This is a genomic window from Cryptosporangium sp. NPDC048952, from assembly GCF_043197895.1.
Lineage (GTDB): Bacteria > Actinomycetota > Actinomycetes > Mycobacteriales > Cryptosporangiaceae > Cryptosporangium.
In genome coordinates this window covers 661,169-679,709 of the sequence record NZ_JBICTY010000004.1, presented here as the reverse complement: position 1 = coordinate 679,709, position 18,541 = coordinate 661,169, and the positions used below count along the sequence as shown (strand labels likewise).

Genomic DNA, 18,541 nt, shown 5'->3' with positions numbered 1-18,541 from the left:
GTGGGCATGGCGCAAGTGGTGATTCGTCCGCCCAAAGCCCGTCCCGGGGACCGCATTGCCGTGCTCTCCCCCTCGTTCGCCGCGGCGGGTGCGTACCCGGCCGTGCACGAGCAGGCGATGCGACGGCTGGCCGAGGTCACCGGGCTGGTGCCCGTGGAGTTCCCGACGACTCGGCAGGTCGGTGCTCCGGCCGCGGCGCGCGCCGCGGACATCAACGCCGCGTTCGCCGACCCGAGCATCCGGGCGATTCTTGCCGTGGTGGGCGGGGAGGACCAGATCACGGTGATTCCGCATCTGGACGCCGATTGCGCGCGCGCCGATCCGAAGCCGTTTCTGGGGTACAGCGACAACACCAATCTGCACCATTGGCTGTGGAGTTTGGGGATTGCGAGCTTTTACGGCGGCTCGTCCCAAGTGCACTTGGGTCCCGGGCCATCTCTTGACGACGTTCACGCGCGGTCGTTGCACGCGGCGTTGGTGGGTGGGGAGCAGTTGGACGTCACGGACCCCGGGGAGTCCGAGGATGTCGGGTTCGATTGGGGCGATCCGCGGGCGCTCGGGGAGTTCGGGGAACGGGAGGCTACCGAGCCGTGGAGCTGGTACGGGCCGGCTCGGTCGGTGACGGGGCCCTCGTGGGGTGGGTGTATCGAGGTCATGGAGTGGATTTTGACCGCGGGGCGGGGGCCGGGGTCGCCGGATGCCCTGGCCGGCGGGGTGTTGCTGTTGGAGACGTCCGAGGAGTTGCTGCCGGCGCGGAACGTGGGCTGGATCGTGCGGTCGTTGGGCGAGCGGGGAATTTTGCGGGCGGTGGACGCGGTGCTCGTTGCCCGGCCGCCGGTTTCGGACCATGTGCGGCGGCCCTCCGCGGAGGAGCGGCGGCGGTTGCGGGACGAGCAGCGTGACGTGGTCGCCGAGGTGCTCGGGCGCTACAACCCCGATGCCGTGGTGTGCGTGGGCGTGCCGTTCGGCCACACCCGGCCGCAGTGGATCCTGCCGCACGGCGGCATCATCACCGTCGACGGCGCCGCCCACCGAGTGCGAGCCGACTACACGTAACGAGCCGCCACGTCACGGAACCGGACCCTCGCCACATCGGGCTCGGCCTTCACGGACGCCGTGCCCACTCCAGCGATTCCCCACGGACGTTCCAGCATGGCGCCCATCAAAGCAGCTGGACCCGACGAGTCATCCTGAGAACACGGGGTAGCCCGAACATGTCAGCGCAACGTTACGGAGGTTCCCCCACGTGTTCCTGATCTTCGGTTTTCGCACCAAGGTCCACCCGCTCGGTTGGGTCGCCATGGCCTGCCACGTCTGCGGCCAGGGCGGAAGAATGGCGCTGTTCCGCGAGGTCACGAAGTTCAGCCTGTTCTTCATCCCGCTCATCCCGGTGCGCAGCAAGTACGTGGTCGAGTGCGCCAACCCGATGTGCCGCTCGCGTCGCACGGTCAGCAAGAGCGAAGCTCAGCGGCTGCTTTCGGGCGCACCGAGCCACTTCTGAACCACTGACCACAGCTCGTCCGGCTGCTCCTCGGGCGCCGAGTGGCCGGCGCCTTCGCGCCGCGTTCGCGGGGGCGTTCAGCGAGGGCACTGTCCCATGGTGGGCGACGACGTGGTCGCCCTCGTCGATATGGTCCTCCGTACCATTCGCTAACCCTCCGCATCGCCGGCAACACGTGCTGCGTAGCGGTCACCGCGCCGCCCACGTGCAACACCACCTGCGCGAACGCATCGTCGGCGGTCACCCGGTCCGCCGGCGTGATCGGCGCCGACCCCGAGCCCCACCGGATACCCCTCCGCCCCGAACCGACGCGCCAACGCCATGCCGAGCCCAGGCCCGGCCCCGACGATCACCGCACTTCCCACCGTCTCCGTTTTCCGCACAATAGGCATCGTCGATAAGCGCCCAACACGTCGCAAGTAAGCACTTTTTTGTTCCTAGGGGGCCGACCGTGGTCACGGACGAAGCCGCGTGCACGCACGTGCTCGAGACGATCGGGCAGATCGGCAACAAGTGGACGATGCTGGTCCTCGGGCGACTCCGGGGCGGGCCGATGCTGACGCTGCGCGGGCTGGAACGGGACGGGCTCGTCACGCGCACGTCCCGCCCGCCGCGCGTCGAGTACGCGCTCACCGAACTCGGCACGAGCATGTTCGATTCGGTCGCGGGCTGGGCGATCAATCACAGCGAGGACGTCGTCACCAACCGTGCGGCCTACGACTCCTCTGTGGATCAGGAGCATTAGTATCGACGCCGTTGCCGCTGGGAATGATGGGGACCGCGTGACTGACGCGAACTGGATGACCGATGCCGCCGCTCAGGCGGCCGACCGCACACCGGTCGACCTGCGCACCGACGTTCCGCACCCGGCGCGGGTCTACGACTACCTGCTCGGCGGCAAGGACAACTTCCCCGCCGACCGGCAGGCGGCCGAGCACGGCCGCACCTCCAACCCGGCCAGCGACGTGGCCCCGGGAGCGAACCGCGACTGGTTACGCCGGGTCGTCACCTACCTCGCCGCGCAACAGGGCATCCGGCAATTCCTCGACATCGGAACGGGGCTCCCCACCCAGCCGAACGTGCACGACGTGGCGCAGGGCATCGACCCGACCGCGCGCGTCGTCTACACCGACCACGACCCGATCGTGCTCGCCCACGCCCGTGCGCTGCTCACCAGCACCCCGTCGGGCGCGACGGACTACCTCGACGCCGATTTCCGCGAGCCCCAGCGCATCCTCGAGGCCGCGAAGCGCACGCTCGACTTCGACCAGCCGGTGGCCCTGCTGCTGGTCGCGATCGCCCACTTCGTCGGTGACGCGGACGAGCCGCACCGCGTCGTCCGCGAGCTGGTCGACGCGCTGCCGTCCGGCTCGTACCTCGCACTCTCGCACCTGACCGGCGACTTCCTGCCGGAGCAGTGGAAGAGGGTCGAAGAGATCTACGCCTCCCGCGGCGTCACGATGCAGGTGCGGCCCAAAGCAGAAATCCACCGCTTTTTCGACGGTCTGGAGCTGGTCGATCCGGGCCTCACGCTCGTCCACCGCTGGCGCCCCGACGCCCAGGACCGCTTCGCCGACCGCCCCGACGAGCTCGTCTCGGTCTACGGAGCCGTAGCCCGAAAGCCCTGAACGACCCTAGCGCTCAGCGGCCAGGCGGACGCCGAGGCCGATGAAGAGGCCGCCGGTGGCGACGTCGATGCGGCGGCGGGCCGCGCGGCGCTGGCGCAGCCACCCCCCGATCCGGCCCGCCAGCACCCCGACCGTCCCGTCGATCAGGAACTCGATTCCGATCAGCAGGACGCCGAGCACCACGAACTGGAGCCACACCCGACCCAGCGACGGGTCGATGAACTGCGGCAGGAACGCCAGCGTGAACGTCACCATCTTCGGGTTGAGCAGGTTGGTCACCAACCCGTTCACGTAGGCGCGGCGCCCGGAGATGCCACCCCCGGCAGCGGGCACGTCGGCCACGCTGCCCTTGCGGTGCCGGATCATCTGCACACCCAGATACACCAGATAGACCCCACCGACGATCCGCACGACCAGAAACGCCGTCGGTACCGCGGCGAACAACGCCGCGAGCCCGACGGCGGCCAGCGCGACGTGGATCGCCTCGCTGGTCGCCACCCCGGCTGTGGCGAGCAGCCCGGCCCGTGGACCACCCTTGATCCCGCATCCGAGCACGAACAACATGTCCGGCCCGGGTGTGATCATGGCGACCAGCGTCGTCACGACGAACAACGTCAGCAGGTGCGAGTCGATCGGCATGCCCGAATCCTCACACCTCCGGGGGTGGGCCCGCCACGGTGAGTTGGAATGCCGCCGCCGCCGCGACGATCGAACCGATGTCGAACGGCGCGGGAACGTCGTCGCCGGACAGAACCGGCGAACTGTTCCCCGAGAACCACTTCTCCAGCCCCGCCGGCGCGAAACTCACGGCGAGCCGCGCCACCGGCGACCGCACCAGGTACGAGTGCGGCACCCCACGCGGCCCCAACGCCACCTCGCCCGGCGTCAGATCGAAACGCTCGTCACCGACGAAGACGGTCACCTCACCGTCGAGCACCGTCCACACCTCGTCCTCGCGGTCGTGGATGTGCAGCGGCGGGGCGTGCTTTTCGGTATCGGTGAACTCCATGACCGAGATCGCTCCCCCGGTGGCCTCACCGGGAATCACGATGCGGGCCCTACCGCCGAGGAACCAGAACTGATCAGTCATCTGTGGTCTCCTACAAGCTCGTGGTCAAGCCGCCGTCGATGATCAGATCGGCGCCGGTGACGTTTTCGGCGCGGTCACCGGCCAGCAGCAGCACCAGTGCCGCCACCTCCGACGGGGTACTGAACCGGCCGGTCACCGAATCCGCTGCCGCAGCGGCCGCGATCTCGTCCGGAGTACGGGAGTTCGCCTGCCCCAACGTCGCGGCCACCCCGTCCGACCCCAGCCACAGATCGGTACTCACCGGCCCCGGGCTGATCGTGTTCACCCGGATCCCGCGCGGCCCGACTTCTTTGGACAGCGACTTCGAAAAGTTGACCAGCGCCCCCTTGGCGGCGCTGTAGTCGATCACCAGCGGGTCGGGCAGCGACGCGTTCACCGACGCGATCGTCACGATCGAGCCCGAACCCCGCTCCAGCAGGTGCGGCAGCGCCGCCCGAACCGTCCGCACCGCGACCAGGAAGTTGATCGTCAGCGTCTCGGTCCACTGAGCGTCCGTCACCGACAGGAACCCACCGGTCCGCGGCCGCACCCCACCCACGTTGTTCACCAGAACGTCCACACCGCCGTAGACGTCCACCGCGGCGTCGACCAGCGCTGCCGGGCCGTCCGGCGACGTCAGATCCACCGCCACCGGGTGCACGGCCGCGTGCGCGGCGAGCTCCTTGAGCTCCGGCGAGATCTGCCGTGAGCCGGTGACGACGTTGGCCCCTTCGCCGACCAGCGCCTGCGTGATGGCCAGTCCGATGCCCTTGCTCGCGCCGGTCACCACAGCGGTCTTGCCGTACAGGTGCAGGTTCACAGCCCCTGCTTCTTCAGCCATTCGAGCGACGCGTCGGCGACGTCACGCCACCCGTGGTCGATCGTCAGCGAGTGGGCACGGTCGGGCCATTCGAGGATGTCCGTGACCGCATCGGAGTGCCGGTACTGCTTGAGCGTCGACCGCGTGACCGACTCGGGCACCGTGTGGTCCTTGCCGCCCATCATCAGCAGCAGCGGTCCACGCAGCTCGTTGTGGGTGTTCACCGCGGCCGGCGAGTGCGGGTCGAAGTTCGCCGTGGCAGCCTCGAACAGCGGCTTGCCGGGCGCGGGGATGACCCACCGCTCGAACAGCGCGTCCGACTCCTCGGAGGGGATCGCGTTCCCGAACGCGAACCGGAACTGCTCGGCGGTCAGCGAGACCGCCCGGTGCTTGTTGGCCGGGTTCTTGAACACCGGCAGCGTGGCACGCAGCGCCGAGAGCGGCACCGGCAGCACACCCTTGATCTGGGCGGCGTCGATCGCGATGGCGGCCGCGGCGAGGTCCTGACCGAGCAGCTTCTGCGCGATCATGCCGCCGAACGAGTGACCGATCAGGATCGGCTTCTCCGGCAGCGTGCCGATGATCGACGCGAAGTGCGCGACCACGTCGTCGATGCCGTGGTCGGCGATGCTCTCCGGGTTCGCGCGCGCCTCCTGCACGGTCTCCGGGTCACCGGGCCAGCCGGGCGCCGAAGCGTCGTAGCCGGCCGATCTGAACAGCTCGATCCAGGGTGCCCACGACTCGGCGTGCAGCCACAGTCCGTGGATGAACAGTACTGGCGTCATGGGCATCAGCCCACCACCGCCGGCCCCCGCCTCGCGCCGGGGAAAGACCCCAGTCGTTACTCCCGCAGCACCCCAGCCAGCTGCCGCCGGGACGTGATGCCGAGCTTCCGGAAGATCTTGTTCAGGTGGTACTCGACCGTCGAGGCGGTCACGAACAACCGCGTGGCGATCTCCGCGTTGGTTGCGCCGCCGATCGCGAGGCGCGCCACCTGCAACTCCTGCGCGGTCAGTCCGACGTCAGTCTGCGCGGCCCTTCTCCTGATCGACGCCCCGGTGGCGCGAAGTTCGTTCTCGGCGCGGGTCGCGAACGCGGCAGCACCCATCGTGGTGAACATGTCGTGCGCGACGCCCAACTCCTCGCGCGCGTCGGTACGGCGTCCCTGGCGGCGCAGCCACTCCCCGTACAGCAGGTGGGTGCGGGCGAGGTCGGTGCGCACCGACGTGCGGCCGAGCAGTTCGACGGACTCCTTGTACAGCGCTTCGGCGTCGACGTGGTCGGCGAGCAGCGCCCGGCACCGGGCCAGCAGGCCGAGCGCCCACGGGGTGCCGCTCACCGGCGCCCGCGCCGCCAGCCGAGTGAACGCGAACTGTGCGACCGTATGGTCGCCGGCACGTACCGCCGCTTCCACGGCGTCGGACAGAATGCGGTTGCCTTCACCGGGCGGGTCGTCGGTCAACAGACGGTCGGCAGCGTCGAGCGCCTCGCGGTAGCGTCCGAGGCCGAGTTCGAGGATGACGATCGCGTACAGCGCGTGGCCTTCGAGCACGGAGTAGCGCAGCTGCGCGCCCCACACCCGCTGGGCCATGTCGGCCGCGGCTCGCGTCTCGTCCTGGAGTCCCTGCCAGGCGAACAGTTCGACGCGATGCGCGTCGCCGCGGAGTGGCAGACCGATCGCAGCGCACAGCTCGGTCGCCTCGTCGTGGTGGGCTTCGGCCTCGGCGAACCGGCCGATCGCGACCTTCCACACCGCTTCGGTGGAGAGCGTGCCGTTCAGCGCGTGCAGCGCACCCTGTGCCCGGTTGGCCAGGTCCATCCGGGTGAGGACGGCACCGAGGCCCTCGTCGTCCCAGAGGTCGATCGCGGCCCAGGACGCCACCGGTGCCTCGGCTCCGGCGCCGTCCAGGAAGTCCTCGGTCTTCAGGGCCGCGATCGCGGCCCGCAGCAACGGCGCCGCCTGGTCGTACTCACCGGCGATCCGGACCGCGAACGCGTTCAGGACCCGGTCCGCGACGGTCGTCTCCTCGGCCGGAGGCAGCCGCAGTGCGGCCCGGGCGACGTCGAGCAGCGTGACCCGTTCGGTGTACCGCCCGGCCAGCAGCCCGGCGGTCATGGCTTCCCACAGCATCGCCCTGGTGGTGCGGTCGTCCAGGGGTCCCAGCGCGTCGAGCAGGATCGCGGGCGCCCGCGCTGCGATGCCGCTGCCGTACCACTCGATCGCCGCCCGCATCCGCTGCCCCGCGGCCCGCGCGGTCGGCTCGGTGAGCCAGGGTGCCGCCTGGTCGAGCCGGTGCGCGGCCGCGGCGGTGTCCCCGATGATCATGAACGACCGTGCGGCCGCCAGGTACCGCTGGGCGCGGTGCGGAGCGTCCGACGTCAGTTCCGCGGCGCGGGACAGGAACGCGGCCTGCGCGGCGTACCCACCGCGGCTCCGCGCGCCCTCGGCGGCCTCCTCGAGGTCGTCGGCGACCGTGTCGTCCAGGCCGGCGACCGATTCGGCGAGGTGCCAGGCGCGGCTGTCGGCGTTGTGTTCGCGGTCGATGGCCTCGCCGAGCGCCGCGTGCACCGCGCGTCGGTCGGCCGGGGACGCGGCGCGGTAGATCGCGGAGCGGATCAGGGGATGCCGGATCGTGTGTCCGCGGGTGATGCCCGCCGAGATGGCGGCGTCCAGCGCGGTGGGTTCGAGCGCGAGCCGGGCGGCGGCGCGCCAGAGCAGTGCATGGTCGTCGGCCGGGGCGGCGGCGAGCAGGAGCAGCAGCATCCGGGTGTCCGGCGGCAACTCCTGCACCTGGCCGACGAAGTGCGCCTCCAGCTGGGCGCCGATCGGCAGGTGCTCGGGCAGCACCGACGCGCCCGCGAGCTGCTCGGTCGAGAGTGCCTCGGTCACCTCGATCAGCGCGAGGGGGTTGCCGCCGGTCTCCGTGACGACCCGCTGGACGACCTGCGGATCGAGCCGGGATCCTGCCGTGGCCGCGACCAGGCGCCGGGAGTCGTCGGCCTCGAGCCCCGCCACCGCGTGCCGCGGCAGGCCCTGCAGGACGCCGAGCGTGGCGGGGTCGTCGCGGGTGGCGACCAGCAGGCCGATGCCGTCGGCCTCCAGACGTCGTCCGAGGAACGCCAGCGCGGCCAAGGATTCCGGATCCAGCCACTGGGCGTCGTCGACCAGGCAGACGACGGGCTCGCCGGCGGCGGCGTCGGCCAGCAGCGTGAGCGCGGCCAGTCCGACGAGGAAGAGGTCGGGAGCCGGGCCGGAGACCCGGCCGAACGCGGTCGCCAAAGCGGTGTTCTGGGGCTCGGGGAGCCGGTCGAGGCGGTCCAGGAACGGTCGCAGCAGCCGGTGGAGACCGGCGTAGCCGAGGTGGGTCTCGGCCTCCGCGCCGCTGGTGCGCGCGATCCGCACGCCGTCGGCCGCCTCGGGAACGCTGTCCAGCAGCCGGGTCTTGCCGATGCCGGCTTCGCCGACGAGGACGAGCGCGGCGCTCGAGCCCTCGCGTACCTGTTCGACGAACGTCTTCAGGAGCTGCCGTTCCTCCACCCGACCGTGCATGCAAGCAGCGTAGGAACGACGCCCGGCGCTTCGCGTACGTCACATGACGGTGCGGTGTAGCGCATCGAGCAGCCCACCGCGCGACGTGATGCCGAGTTTGGGATAGATCCGGTGCAGATGCGTGCTGATCGTGCGGTGCGACAGGTAAAGCTTCTGTCCGATCTCACGGTTGGTGAGGCCGTCGGCTGCCATCTGGGCGATCTGCAGCTCCTGCGGGGTGAGCATCTCGCTGGCCTGGGCCACGCGGCCGCGGCTCGTCTCCCCCGAGGCACGCAGCTCCGCGCGGGCCCGGTCTCCCCACGCGATCACGCCCAGCGCGTCGAACGCCTCCCGGGCCGCGCGGAGGTGCGCCCGCGCTTCGGCCGGACGTCGCTGGCGTCGGAGGAATTCGCCGTAGGCGAGCAGTAGCCGGGCGCGGGCGAACGGCCACCGCACCAGATCCGCGCGGAGCGCGACGAGGAACGGCTCCTCCTCGGCGGCCATCAGCGCACGCGCGTAGCGGAGGTTGATGTGCAGGGCCGGCGACGGCGTGCGGCGGCCGATCTCCTCCATCTCGTCGAGCAGGCGACGCGCCTCGTCGTACCGTCCACTGCGCACAGCCGCTTCGACGACGTCGCCGACGAAGTAGCAGCGGTTGAGGTGGTGGTACGCGGGGTCGAGCGGGTCGTACACGCGACGCAGGTGCTCGAACGCGTCCGAGTAACGTCCGACGCCGAGCGCGGAAAGACCGCGGGTGAGCTGCACCATCGCCAGCGCCGGGCGGACGCCGCCGGGCAGCGCGTCGCGTTCGACCTCGGTGGCGATCCGCATCGCGTCGTCGTGCTCACCGCGCATCGCGGCGATCATCGACTCGCGGGAGCGGGCCAGCAGCGCGATGTTGGGCTGCGCGGTCTCCGCGGACAGGCGGACGGCCTCCTGCGCGCTCGTGATCGCGACGTCGAGGTCCATCAGCTGCAGCGCGCACCAGGCCTGGATGCTCGTCGCCCGCGCGAGAAGGGCCAATCGGCCTTGCGTGCGGAGGCCGGCGATCGCTGTCGTCTGCATCGCCAGCCCGACGTCGAACGCGCCGACAGCGATCGCGGCGTTGCCGACCAGGCGGGCCGCGGTCGGGTCACCGTCGACCCGCTCGGCCGCCTGCGCCAGGTGTTCGTAGATCGCCGGGCCGCGCTCGATCGGTGCGACGTGGCCGAGGATCGCCAGGAGCCGCCGGTCGGCGGGGTCGGTGCTGACGCGTTCCGCTGTCGCCGTGAGTTGTTCGCGCACCTCGTCGCCGGGCTCGGCGAAGAAGCAGCGGATCGCGGCGCGGTAGAGGATCTTCATCGCCAGGTCGACGTCGCCGTCCGCGGCGATGCGTTCGGCGAGCTCGGCCTGCCTGCGGACGTTGGCGACGACGTCGTGGATGCCGTCGTCGAACGAGTCGCGGATCCAGGCCGCGAGCGTGCGCTGGGCAGCGGAGAGGTCCATCGCCTCGGCCTGCGACAGCAGCCGGGCGACGGACTCGCGCTGGCCGAGATCCATCGCCAGGTCGGCGGCGCGCAGCAGCCGGTCCGCGCGCCGGTCGGGTGCGGCGCTGAGCCGCGCGGCGCGTTCGAACGCGAGCACAGCCGTCTCGACACCACCCCGGCGCAGTGCCCGCGCTCCGGCGGCGTCCAGCTCGGCCGCGATGTCCTCGTCCGGGCCGACGACCGACGCGCCCCGGTGCCAGGCCCGGCGTTCGATCTCCCCGTCGAGCACCTGGGCCAGCGCCGCGTGCGCTCGGTGCCGCTGCCCGGCGGTGGCGCGCTGCACGATCGCCGACCGGACGAGCGGGTGCCGGAACCGCAGCCGCCCGTCGCCGACCTCGATGAGCCCACCGGCGACGGCGGGCGCGAAGTCGTCGACGGTCACCTCGGAGCCACCGGCAGCCAGCACCTCGGAGAGCGAGTCGCTGCCGTTGAGCGCGGCGAGCAGCAGGAGTGACAGCGTGGCCGGCGGCAGGTCCGCGGTGCGGGCGCCGAAAGCGCGCTCGAGGCGCTCGGAGAGCCGCAGCCAGTTCGTCGCGGCCATCGGACGCCGCCCCGACGCGACCCGGAGCCGGGCCGGACCGACCGGGAGCTGGTCCAGCCCGACCGGCAGCTCGACCAGCGCGAGCGGGTTACCGGCCGCCTCGTCGAGCACCCGCTGGCGCGCGGTGGCGGGCAGCTCCGGGAACCGGGCGTCCAGCAGCGCCGCCGCGGCCGCGTCGGACAGCGGTGACAACGTCAGCATCGGAACGTCGTCGAGCGGGCCGGGGTAACCGTCGCGGACCGCGGCGACCAGCACGATCGGCTCGAAGTCCAGCCGCCGGGCGACGAACGCGAGCACGTCCGCGGTGGCCCGGTCGAGCCAGTGCCCGTCCTCGACCACGACGACGACCGGCGCGGCGTCCGCGACGAGGTTGAGCGTGGCGAGCGCGACCAGGAACAGGTCGGGTACCGCCGCGTCGCTCTGGCCGAGTGCCGCGTTGACGGCCGCGCGCTCCGGCGGGGCCAGCGCCCCGACCCGGTCGCGGAGCGGGCGCAGGAGTTGCTCGAGGCCCGCGAACGCCACCTGGGCCGCCGCCTCGACGCCGGTCGTCCGTAGCACGCGGAAGCCGCTGGACGTGGCGAGCCGGACCGCCTCGGCCAGCAGCGTCGACTTCCCCACCCCCGGGTCACCGCGCAACACCAGCGCACCGCCGGTAGCCGGGAGGCGCCCGATCAGGTCACCGACCGTGCGTCGTTCGTCCTCACGCCCGATCAGATTCGGAACGTGCGGTGCCCCCATGGCTGAATCCTCCCACGCGGTCACGCGGAGAAGGCAGCCGACAGGATCTCGTGGAATTCGGGCGCGGAGAGGCCGTCGCGGAAGCCGGGCGCCGGGTTTTGCGACGAACCTCGTCGGGATCATCCTCCAGCGGCGGAAGCGGCTGCGGATCACCGGCCACCGCGGCGAGCGCGTACGGCTCCGGCGGCTCCGGTCCCCACTGCTGGTGATTGACCGTGACACCGACGATGTGGCCGCGCGGATGGATCAGCGAGTCGCACGCGGTGCGGCGCTTCGACCGCAGGACACCGTCCGCACCGGCGGTCCAGTAGAACTCGTTCTCTCCGGTGCCGAGAGGCAGCGGCACGTCACACCGCCCCGCTCTCCGCGAGCCTCGCGATGTCGTCCCAGGAGTACCCGAGCTCGGGGAGGACCTCCCGCTCCCGTCATGGGGGCCACCGTACGGCAGCAGGTGACTCTCCGTTCAGAGTTCCGTTGAGGAGATTTCGAGAACACGTTCTACCGACTTGTTGACCTTGTCACACGATGAAAGATGTGTAAACTCCGGTTCACCTCCCGGTGGGTTCCCCGTCTTACGCGACGACGTCATCCGTGCACTCTCTCTCGTACGAGGCGATCAATGTCGACACCGTTGTTGCATTCCCCGCCCCTGATGCCGGAGTTGTTGGCCACCGCGCTGAACCGGTACGACGATCGGCCAGCAGTCCTGGTCGACGGCACGACAGTCACCTACCGCGGTTACCGCGAGGCGGTCAGCCGCTGGTCGCAGGCGTACCGATCGATCGGCATCGGACCCGGCGACGGCATCTCGATCCTCGCCCGCAACCGGCCCGAGGTCCTGTTCGCCACCGGTGCGTCCACGCTGGTCGGCGCCCGGGGCACTCCCCTGCACCCGCTGGGCTCGCTCGACGACCACGCGTACGTGCTGGACAACGCCGACATCCACACGCTGGTCTTCGATCCGGCGCTCGAGGAGCAGGTCGCGGCGCTGAAGGAGAAGGCACCGGGCCTCACGCGGCTGCTCGCACTCGGCCCCTCGAACATCGCGGAGAACATCGCCGACCTGGCGGCCGGGTTCACGCCCGAAGAACGCCTGGTCGCACCGGTCGTGGACCCCGAGGCGGTGTCCTCGATGTCGTTCACCGGCGGCACCACCGGACGCCCCAAGGGCGTGCTGATCTCCTACCGCGGCGGCGCGGAGCTCACCCGCATCCAGATGGCCGAGTGGCAGTTCCCCGACGACATACGGTTCCTCATCGCCGCACCGCTCTCGCACGCCGCCGGCGCCTTCACGCTGCCGGTGCTGCTGGCCGGCGGCTCGTTCGTCGTGCTGCCCGGGTTCACCCCCGGTGGGTGGATCAAGGCCGTCGAAGAACACCGGATCACGTCGACGATGATCGTGCCGGCGATGCTGTACGCGATCCTCGACCACCCCGACCTGGCCACCACCGACGTGTCCAGTGTGGAGACGGTGTTCTACGGGGCCTCCGCCGCGTCCCCGGCCAGGCTGGCGCAGGCGATCGAGCGGTTCGGGCCGGTGTTCTACCAGTTCTACGGCCAGAACGAAGCGCCGATGACGATCACCGTGCTCCGTAAGGAGGAGCACACGCCCGACAAGCTCGCCACGTGCGGACGCCCGGTGCCCTGGGTGCGCGCGGCGCTGCTCGACGAGAACTGCGAGCCGGTGCCGCAGGGTGAGCCCGGCGAGATCTGCGTGCAGGGCGCGCTGGTCATGAACGGCTACAACAAGCTGCCCGACGAGACCGCCGAGGCGTTCCGAGGCGGTTGGCTGCACACCGGTGACGTCGCCCGCGAGGACGAAGACGGCTACTGGACGATCGTCGACCGCACGAAGGACATGATCGTGTCGGGCGGGTTCAACGTGTTCCCGCGCGAGGTCGAGGACGTGCTCACCAGCCATCCCGACGTCGCCCAGGCCGCCGTCATCGGCGTCCCCGACGAGAAGTGGGGTGAGGCGGTGAAGGCCGTCGTCGTTCCGCGTCCGGGCGCCACCATCGACGAAGCCGCATTGATCGCGCTGGTCCGCGAGGCCAAGGGCCCGATCCACGCACCCAAGTCCATCGACATCGCCGAGTCGATCCCGCTCACGCCGGTCGGCAAGGCCAACAAGAAGGCACTCCGCGAGCAGTACTGGGCCGGTTCCGCCCGACGCGTCGGCTGACGTCACCGATTCAAAGGAGCAAAGATGCTCACGTACGACACGTTCTACATCGGGGGCGAGTGGGTGGCCCCCGCCGGGAGTTCGGTGTTCGACGTCGTCTCCCCCGCGTCCGAAGAGCTCGTCGGACGCGTGCCGGAAGCGTCGAACGCGGACGTCGACGCGGCCGTCGACGCCGCCCGGAAGGCCTTCGACGAAGGACCCTGGTCGCGCACCAGCGGTGCCGAGCGCGCCGACGCGATGGCCCGGCTCTCCGGCATCATCAACGAACGCCTCGAGGACTTCGCGCGCACGATCAGCACCGAGATGGGCTCGCCGCTGCAGTTCTCGCGGATGGGCCAGGTGCTCGCGGCCACGATGGCGCTGGACTTCTTCACCGGCCTGGCCCGGGACACGCAGTGGGAGGAGACCCGCGCCGGGCTGCTCGGCCCCACCGTCGTGCGCCGCGCTCCGGTCGGCGTCGTCGCGGCGATCGTGCCGTGGAACGTGCCGATCTACGTCAGCATGCTGAAGTTGGCCCCGGCGCTGGCCGCGGGCTGCACTGTCGTGCTCAAGCCCGCACCGGCCAGCCCGCTCTCCGGGCAGCTGCTCGGTCAGGCCATCGAGGCCGCCGGAATCCCGGCGGGTGTCGTCAACATCGTCCCCGCGGACCGGGCGGTCGGCGAGTACCTGGTCACGCACCCCGGCATCGACAAGGTGAGCTTCACGGGCAGCACCGCGGCCGGGCGGCGCATCGCCAGCCTCTGCGGGGAGAACCTGCGCCGGGTGACGCTGGAGCTCGGTGGCAAGTCCGCAGCCGTGCTGCTGCCCGACGTCAATCTTGAAGAAGCAGTTCCGCAGGTCATCAACGTCGGGCTGATGAACAACGGCCAGGCGTGCGTGGCGCAGACGCGCATCCTGGCGCCGCGCGACAGGTACCGCGAGGTCGTCGACGCCGTCGTCGAGCAGGTCGCGGCGCAGGTCGTCGGTGACCCCCTCGCCGAGGAGACGCACATCGGGCCGCTGGTGAGCGCCACGCAGCGCGAACGGGTCGAGGGTTACCTCGCGGCCGGCAAGAAGGAGGGCGCGACGGTGGCGCTCGGCGGCGGGAGGCCGAAAGGCTTCGACCGCGGCTGGTACGTCGAGCCGACCGTCTTCTCCGACGTCGACAACAGCATGACGATCGCGCAGGAGGAGATCTTCGGACCCGTCCTGTCGGTGATCCCGTACGGCGACGTCGACGACGCGGTCAAGATCGCGAACGACTCCCGCTACGGGCTGTCGGGCTCGGTGTGGACGTCCGACCCCGGCGCCGGACTCGACGTGGCGCGGCGCGTGCGGACCGGCACGTTCAACGTCAACACGTTCATGTTGGAGAACTGCGCCCCGTTCGGCGGGTTCAAGGACTCCGGCCTCGGTCGGGAGCTCGGCCCCGAGGGGCTCGCCGCGTACATCGAGTACCAGTCCGTCAACCTGCCGAGTGGCTGGAGCGCTGAATGAAGACGAAGGCCGCTGTTCTCTGGGACCGGAACCAGCCCTGGAGTGTCGAAGAGGTCGACCTCGACCCGCCGAAGGCCGGCGAGGTGCTCGTCAAGATGATCCACACCGGCATGTGCCACTCCGACGACCACGTCGTCACCGGGGACATGCCCGCGATCACACCGATCGTCGGCGGCCACGAAGGTGCGGGCATCGTCGAGGAGGTCGGCGAGGGCGTCACCACGCTGAAGCCGGGTGACCACGTCGTCCCGATGTTCATTCCGGCGTGCGGGCAGTGCCGCTGGTGTGCGCAGGGCCGTTCGAACCTGTGCGACGTCGGCGGCACGCTGATGATGGGCATCGGTCTGGACGGCACCACCCGGCTGCACGCGCGCGGGCAGGACGTCTACACGATGGTGTTCCTGTCGACGTTCAGCCAGTACGCGGTGATGAACGCGCACTCGCTGGTGAAGATCCCGGACGACATCCCGCTCGACGCCGCGGCGCTGGTCGGCTGCGGGGTGACGACCGGATACGGCTCGGCCGTGCACACCGCGAAGGTTCAGCCGGGCGAGACAGTGGTGGTCGTCGGCATCGGGGGCGTGGGCGCGGCCGCGGTACAGGGTGCGCGGATCGCCGGAGCGGAGCAGATCCTCGCGGTCGACCCGATCGAGTTCAAGCGCGAGGAAGCGAAGAAGTTCGGCGCCACGCACACCGCGGCCAGCGTCGCGGAAGCCACCGAACTGCTCAAGGAGATCACTCCCAACGGCATGATGGCCGACGCCGCTGTCTACACCGTCGGCGTGGCCCGGGGCGACGAGATCGCCGGCCTGATGGCGCTGGTGTCCAAGGGCGGACGGGTCGTGGTCACAGCGGTGTCCCCGATGGAGGACACGCAGGTCACGATGTCGCTGTTCGAGCTGACGATCTGGCAGAAGGAGCTGCGCGGGACGCTGTTCGGCGCCGCGAACGGCCGCAAGGAGATCCCGGCGCTGCTGCGGATGTACCAGTCCGGTCAGCTGATGCTCGACGAGATGATCACCAACCGGTACACCCTCGAGACGATCAACGAGGGCTACAAGGACATGCACGCCGGGGTGAACATCCGCGGGGTGATCGACATTGAGCACGGTTGAGCAGCCACAGTTGACGGTCGGCGCCTTTTGGGGCGCCGAACCGCACGCCGGGTTGGCTTGGCTGCGCGAGAACGACCCCATCTACTGGGATGCGCACGGCGAGGTGTGGGGCCTGACCCGGTACGCCGACGTCAAAGAGGCGTCGCTGCACCCGGAGCTGTTCTCGAACGCGGGTGGCATCCGGCCCGACCAGGACGCGACGCCGATGCTGATCGACCTGGACGACCCGGCGCACATCCGGCGCCGGAAGCTGATCAGCAAGGGCTTCACCCCGCGCCGTGTCGCCGACCAGCGGGCCCGCATCGACGAGGTCACGCACGCACTGATCGACAAGGTGTGCGAACGCGGGTCGTGCGACTTCGTCTGGGACCTCGCCGCCTGGCTGCCGCTGATCGTCATCGGCGGCCAGCTCGGCGTGCGCGACGACCAGTACGAGAACCTGCTGCGCTGGTCGGACGACATGATGCGCGGGCAGGGCACGCAGGACCCGGGCCTGCTGGAGAAGATGATGGTCGCCGCCGCGGAGTACGGCGAGTACATCTATCCGATCCTGGCCGACCGGCGCGAGAACGGCGGCGACGACCTGATCGGCGTGCTGGTGCGTGCCGAGGTCGACGGTCAGCGCCTCGACGACGACACGCTGTACTTCGACTCGCTGCTGCTGCTCATCGGCGGCGACGAGACGACGCGGCACGTCATCACGGGTGGCCTCTACCAGCTGCTGCGGAACCGCGACCAGTGGGAGCGGCTGCGTGCCGACCGGTCGCTGCTGCCGGGCGCGATCGAGGAGATGCTGCGCTGGGTCAGCCCGATCCGGAACATGAACCGCACGGTGACACAGGATGTCGTCTTCCGGGGAAAGCAGTTCCGTGCAGGCCAGAACGTGCTCTTGCTGTACCCGTCGGCGAATCGGGACTCGGCGGTGTTCGAGGATCCGTTCCGGTTCGACATCACGCGCAGTCCGAACAACCACCTGGCGTTCGGAGTGGGGGCGCACTTCTGCCTCGGAAGTTCACTGGCTCGGCTGGAGCTGGAGTCGATCTTCACCGCGCTGCTCGACCGGCTGCCCGACATCTCGCTGGCCGATTCGAAGGAACCCGAACTTCGGCCCGCGACGTTCGTCAGCGGCTACGAAGGCATGAAGGTGCAGTTCTCGCCGACAGCACCACATGGTGTTCCGACCTGAGGGCGCTCGGCGCGCGCCGTGGTCGGGGCGCGCGCCGTCCTCGGACGCGCGGGAGAAGATCGTCGACGCGACGGTGGCGTGCGTCCGGCAGTACGGCCTGGAACGGACGTCGATCAGCTCGATCGCGGTGGCCGCGGGCGTCTCGCGGCCGACGGTGTACGCGTACTTCCCGTCGCGGGACGCGCTGGTCGCGGCGGCGATGGAGCGAGCCGCCGAGGCCGTGGCGAGCCGGGTCGTGGCCTCCGCGCGGCGCCGCGCCCGCACGCCGGCCGAGTTCGCTGTCGAGGCGCTCGTCGTGGCGCGCCGAGAGTTCCGCAAAGAGCCGGCGTTCTACCCGATCAGCCACGCCCGCACCGATCCGTGGGCGGTGGACCAGCAGCTCACGGAGGAGTCGCTGGCGCTGACCCGCACGATCCTGTCGCCGATCGCTTCCTACGACGCGCGGCTCGAACCGCATCTGGACGAGATCACCGAACTGCTCGTGCGGTGGCTGCTGTCCGTGCTGATGTACGACACGAAACGGACGTCGTCCGAGGCGAAGCTGCGCGCGTACCTGCACCGGGTGGTGGCGCCGGTGATCGACGCGTATCTCGCCTAGTGGAGGCCGGCTCTCGCTTAGCGGAGGTCGGCGGCGAGCAGGTCGATGAAGCCGTCGGCGATGCGGTAGACCTCGCTCATGCCGACACCGTGGTAGATGGCCTGGGTGAGCATCGAGTGGATGATCGCCCACATCATCGTCGCGGAGTCCGCGGCGCGGCCCGGGCCGAGGACGGCGAAATCCTGCACGAGGCTCGCCTGCGCCGCGTCGGCGAAGTCGGTGAGCAGCGCCTTCGCGTTGGGGTCGGTGCTGCTCTGCAGCACGACGTGCACCTTGTAGAACTGCGGCTGCCGTTCGAACGCGGTGATGACGCCACGGATGCGCGAACGCAGGTGCTGTTCGGGGTTCTTCTTCTTCGTCGTGCGCTCGCCGGCACGGCCGAGCGCGGACCATTCCAACAGCACCGCCGCGTACAAGTGCTCTTTCGACGAGAAGTAGCGGTACAGCGTTCCGAGGGCGACGCCTGCCTCCTGGGCGACGTCGCGGATCTGGATGCGGTCGTAGTCGTGCTTCTCGAGGAGGGAAAGTCCGGCGGCGACGATGCGCTCGCGGCGCGCGAGTTGCCAGGCGGGCAGGCCCTCCACCGAGAGACCACCTGCCGTCCCCTGCGCCTGCTCCGCCATCGTCCGCCC

The 18,541-nt window shown here is 70.4% G+C and carries 16 protein-coding genes; 9 read left to right on the top strand and 7 right to left on the bottom strand.

Annotated features, from left to right (window positions below):
• Positions 1–6 precede the first annotated feature (6 nt).
• The 4 genes from ACGFY5_RS25965 (at position 7) to ACGFY5_RS25950 (ending at position 3,129) form a co-directional block, all read left to right on the top strand.
• On the top strand, positions 7–1,056 hold the full coding sequence (locus ACGFY5_RS25965; protein WP_392723662.1) for an LD-carboxypeptidase: 1,050 nt from the start codon (positions 7–9) through the stop codon (positions 1,054–1,056).
• A 190-nt stretch (positions 1,057–1,246) separates the two neighbouring features.
• On the top strand, positions 1,247–1,501 hold the full coding sequence (locus ACGFY5_RS25960) for a zinc-ribbon domain-containing protein (RefSeq protein WP_392723660.1): 255 nt from the start codon (positions 1,247–1,249) through the stop codon (positions 1,499–1,501).
• A 451-nt stretch (positions 1,502–1,952) separates the two neighbouring features.
• Positions 1,953–2,246 carry a winged helix-turn-helix transcriptional regulator gene (locus tag ACGFY5_RS25955; RefSeq protein WP_392723659.1) on the top strand — a complete coding sequence of 98 codons (294 nt, stop codon included), beginning with the start codon at positions 1,953–1,955 and terminating at the stop codon, positions 2,244–2,246.
• A gap of 37 nt (positions 2,247–2,283) precedes the next feature.
• Positions 2,284–3,129, top strand: a complete 846-nt coding sequence (locus ACGFY5_RS25950) for an SAM-dependent methyltransferase (RefSeq protein ID WP_392723657.1) — start codon at positions 2,284–2,286, stop codon at positions 3,127–3,129.
• Positions 3,130–3,135: 6 nt separating this feature from the next.
• On the opposite strand, the gene ACGFY5_RS25945 is transcribed toward ACGFY5_RS25950, so the two are convergent.
• From ACGFY5_RS25945 to ACGFY5_RS25920, 6 genes are read right to left on the bottom strand one after another with little or no spacing between them, the layout of a single operon-like run.
• Positions 3,136–3,768 carry a LysE family translocator gene (locus tag ACGFY5_RS25945; protein ID WP_392723655.1) on the bottom strand — a complete coding sequence of 211 codons (633 nt, stop codon included), beginning with the start codon at positions 3,766–3,768 and terminating at the stop codon, positions 3,136–3,138.
• A gap of 10 nt (positions 3,769–3,778) precedes the next feature.
• The gene (locus ACGFY5_RS25940; protein ID WP_392723653.1) at positions 3,779–4,219 is read right to left on the bottom strand and encodes a cupin domain-containing protein; all 441 of its coding nucleotides are present in this window, start codon (positions 4,217–4,219) and stop codon (positions 3,779–3,781) included.
• A 10-nt stretch (positions 4,220–4,229) separates the two neighbouring features.
• On the bottom strand, positions 4,230–5,018 hold the full coding sequence (locus ACGFY5_RS25935) for an SDR family NAD(P)-dependent oxidoreductase (RefSeq protein WP_392723651.1): 789 nt from the start codon (positions 5,016–5,018) through the stop codon (positions 4,230–4,232).
• Complete coding sequence (locus tag ACGFY5_RS25930; RefSeq protein WP_392723918.1) at positions 5,015–5,812, bottom strand: alpha/beta hydrolase; 798 nt, start codon at positions 5,810–5,812, stop codon at positions 5,015–5,017. The genes ACGFY5_RS25935 and ACGFY5_RS25930 overlap by 4 nt, the downstream gene beginning before the upstream one ends.
• Before the next feature lie 47 nt (positions 5,813–5,859).
• Positions 5,860–8,568, bottom strand: coding sequence for a helix-turn-helix transcriptional regulator (locus tag ACGFY5_RS25925; RefSeq protein ID WP_392723650.1), 2,709 nt, complete (start codon positions 8,566–8,568; stop codon positions 5,860–5,862).
• A 39-nt stretch (positions 8,569–8,607) separates the two neighbouring features.
• Positions 8,608–11,352: an AAA family ATPase gene (locus ACGFY5_RS25920; protein ID WP_392723648.1), complete on the bottom strand. Its 2,745-nt coding sequence runs from the start codon at positions 11,350–11,352 to the stop codon at positions 8,608–8,610.
• Positions 11,353–11,971: 619 nt separating this feature from the next.
• On the opposite strand from ACGFY5_RS25920, the gene ACGFY5_RS25915 reads away from it, so the two are divergent.
• Genes ACGFY5_RS25915 through ACGFY5_RS25895 form a run of 5 tightly spaced genes read left to right on the top strand, consistent with a single transcriptional unit; the run spans position 11,972 to position 17,909 of the window.
• The gene (locus ACGFY5_RS25915) at positions 11,972–13,534 is read left to right on the top strand and encodes an AMP-binding protein (RefSeq protein WP_392723646.1); all 1,563 of its coding nucleotides are present in this window, start codon (positions 11,972–11,974) and stop codon (positions 13,532–13,534) included.
• Between the two features lie 24 nt (positions 13,535–13,558).
• Positions 13,559–15,010, top strand: coding sequence for an aldehyde dehydrogenase (locus ACGFY5_RS25910; protein WP_392723644.1), 1,452 nt, complete (start codon positions 13,559–13,561; stop codon positions 15,008–15,010).
• Complete coding sequence (locus tag ACGFY5_RS25905) at positions 15,007–16,125, top strand: NDMA-dependent alcohol dehydrogenase (protein WP_392723643.1); 1,119 nt, start codon at positions 15,007–15,009, stop codon at positions 16,123–16,125. The genes ACGFY5_RS25910 and ACGFY5_RS25905 overlap by 4 nt, the downstream gene beginning before the upstream one ends.
• Complete coding sequence (locus ACGFY5_RS25900; RefSeq protein WP_392723641.1) at positions 16,112–17,311, top strand: cytochrome P450; 1,200 nt, start codon at positions 16,112–16,114, stop codon at positions 17,309–17,311. The genes ACGFY5_RS25905 and ACGFY5_RS25900 overlap by 14 nt, the downstream gene beginning before the upstream one ends.
• Positions 17,298–17,909 carry a TetR/AcrR family transcriptional regulator gene (locus tag ACGFY5_RS25895; RefSeq protein ID WP_392723639.1) on the top strand — a complete coding sequence of 204 codons (612 nt, stop codon included), beginning with the start codon at positions 17,298–17,300 and terminating at the stop codon, positions 17,907–17,909. Before ACGFY5_RS25900 ends, ACGFY5_RS25895 begins: the two co-directional genes overlap by 14 nt.
• Positions 17,910–17,926: 17 nt before the next feature.
• Here ACGFY5_RS25895 and ACGFY5_RS25890 read toward each other — a convergent pair whose 3' ends face one another.
• On the bottom strand, positions 17,927–18,532 hold the full coding sequence (locus tag ACGFY5_RS25890) for a TetR/AcrR family transcriptional regulator (RefSeq protein ID WP_392723638.1): 606 nt from the start codon (positions 18,530–18,532) through the stop codon (positions 17,927–17,929).
• Positions 18,533–18,541 lie beyond the last annotated feature (9 nt).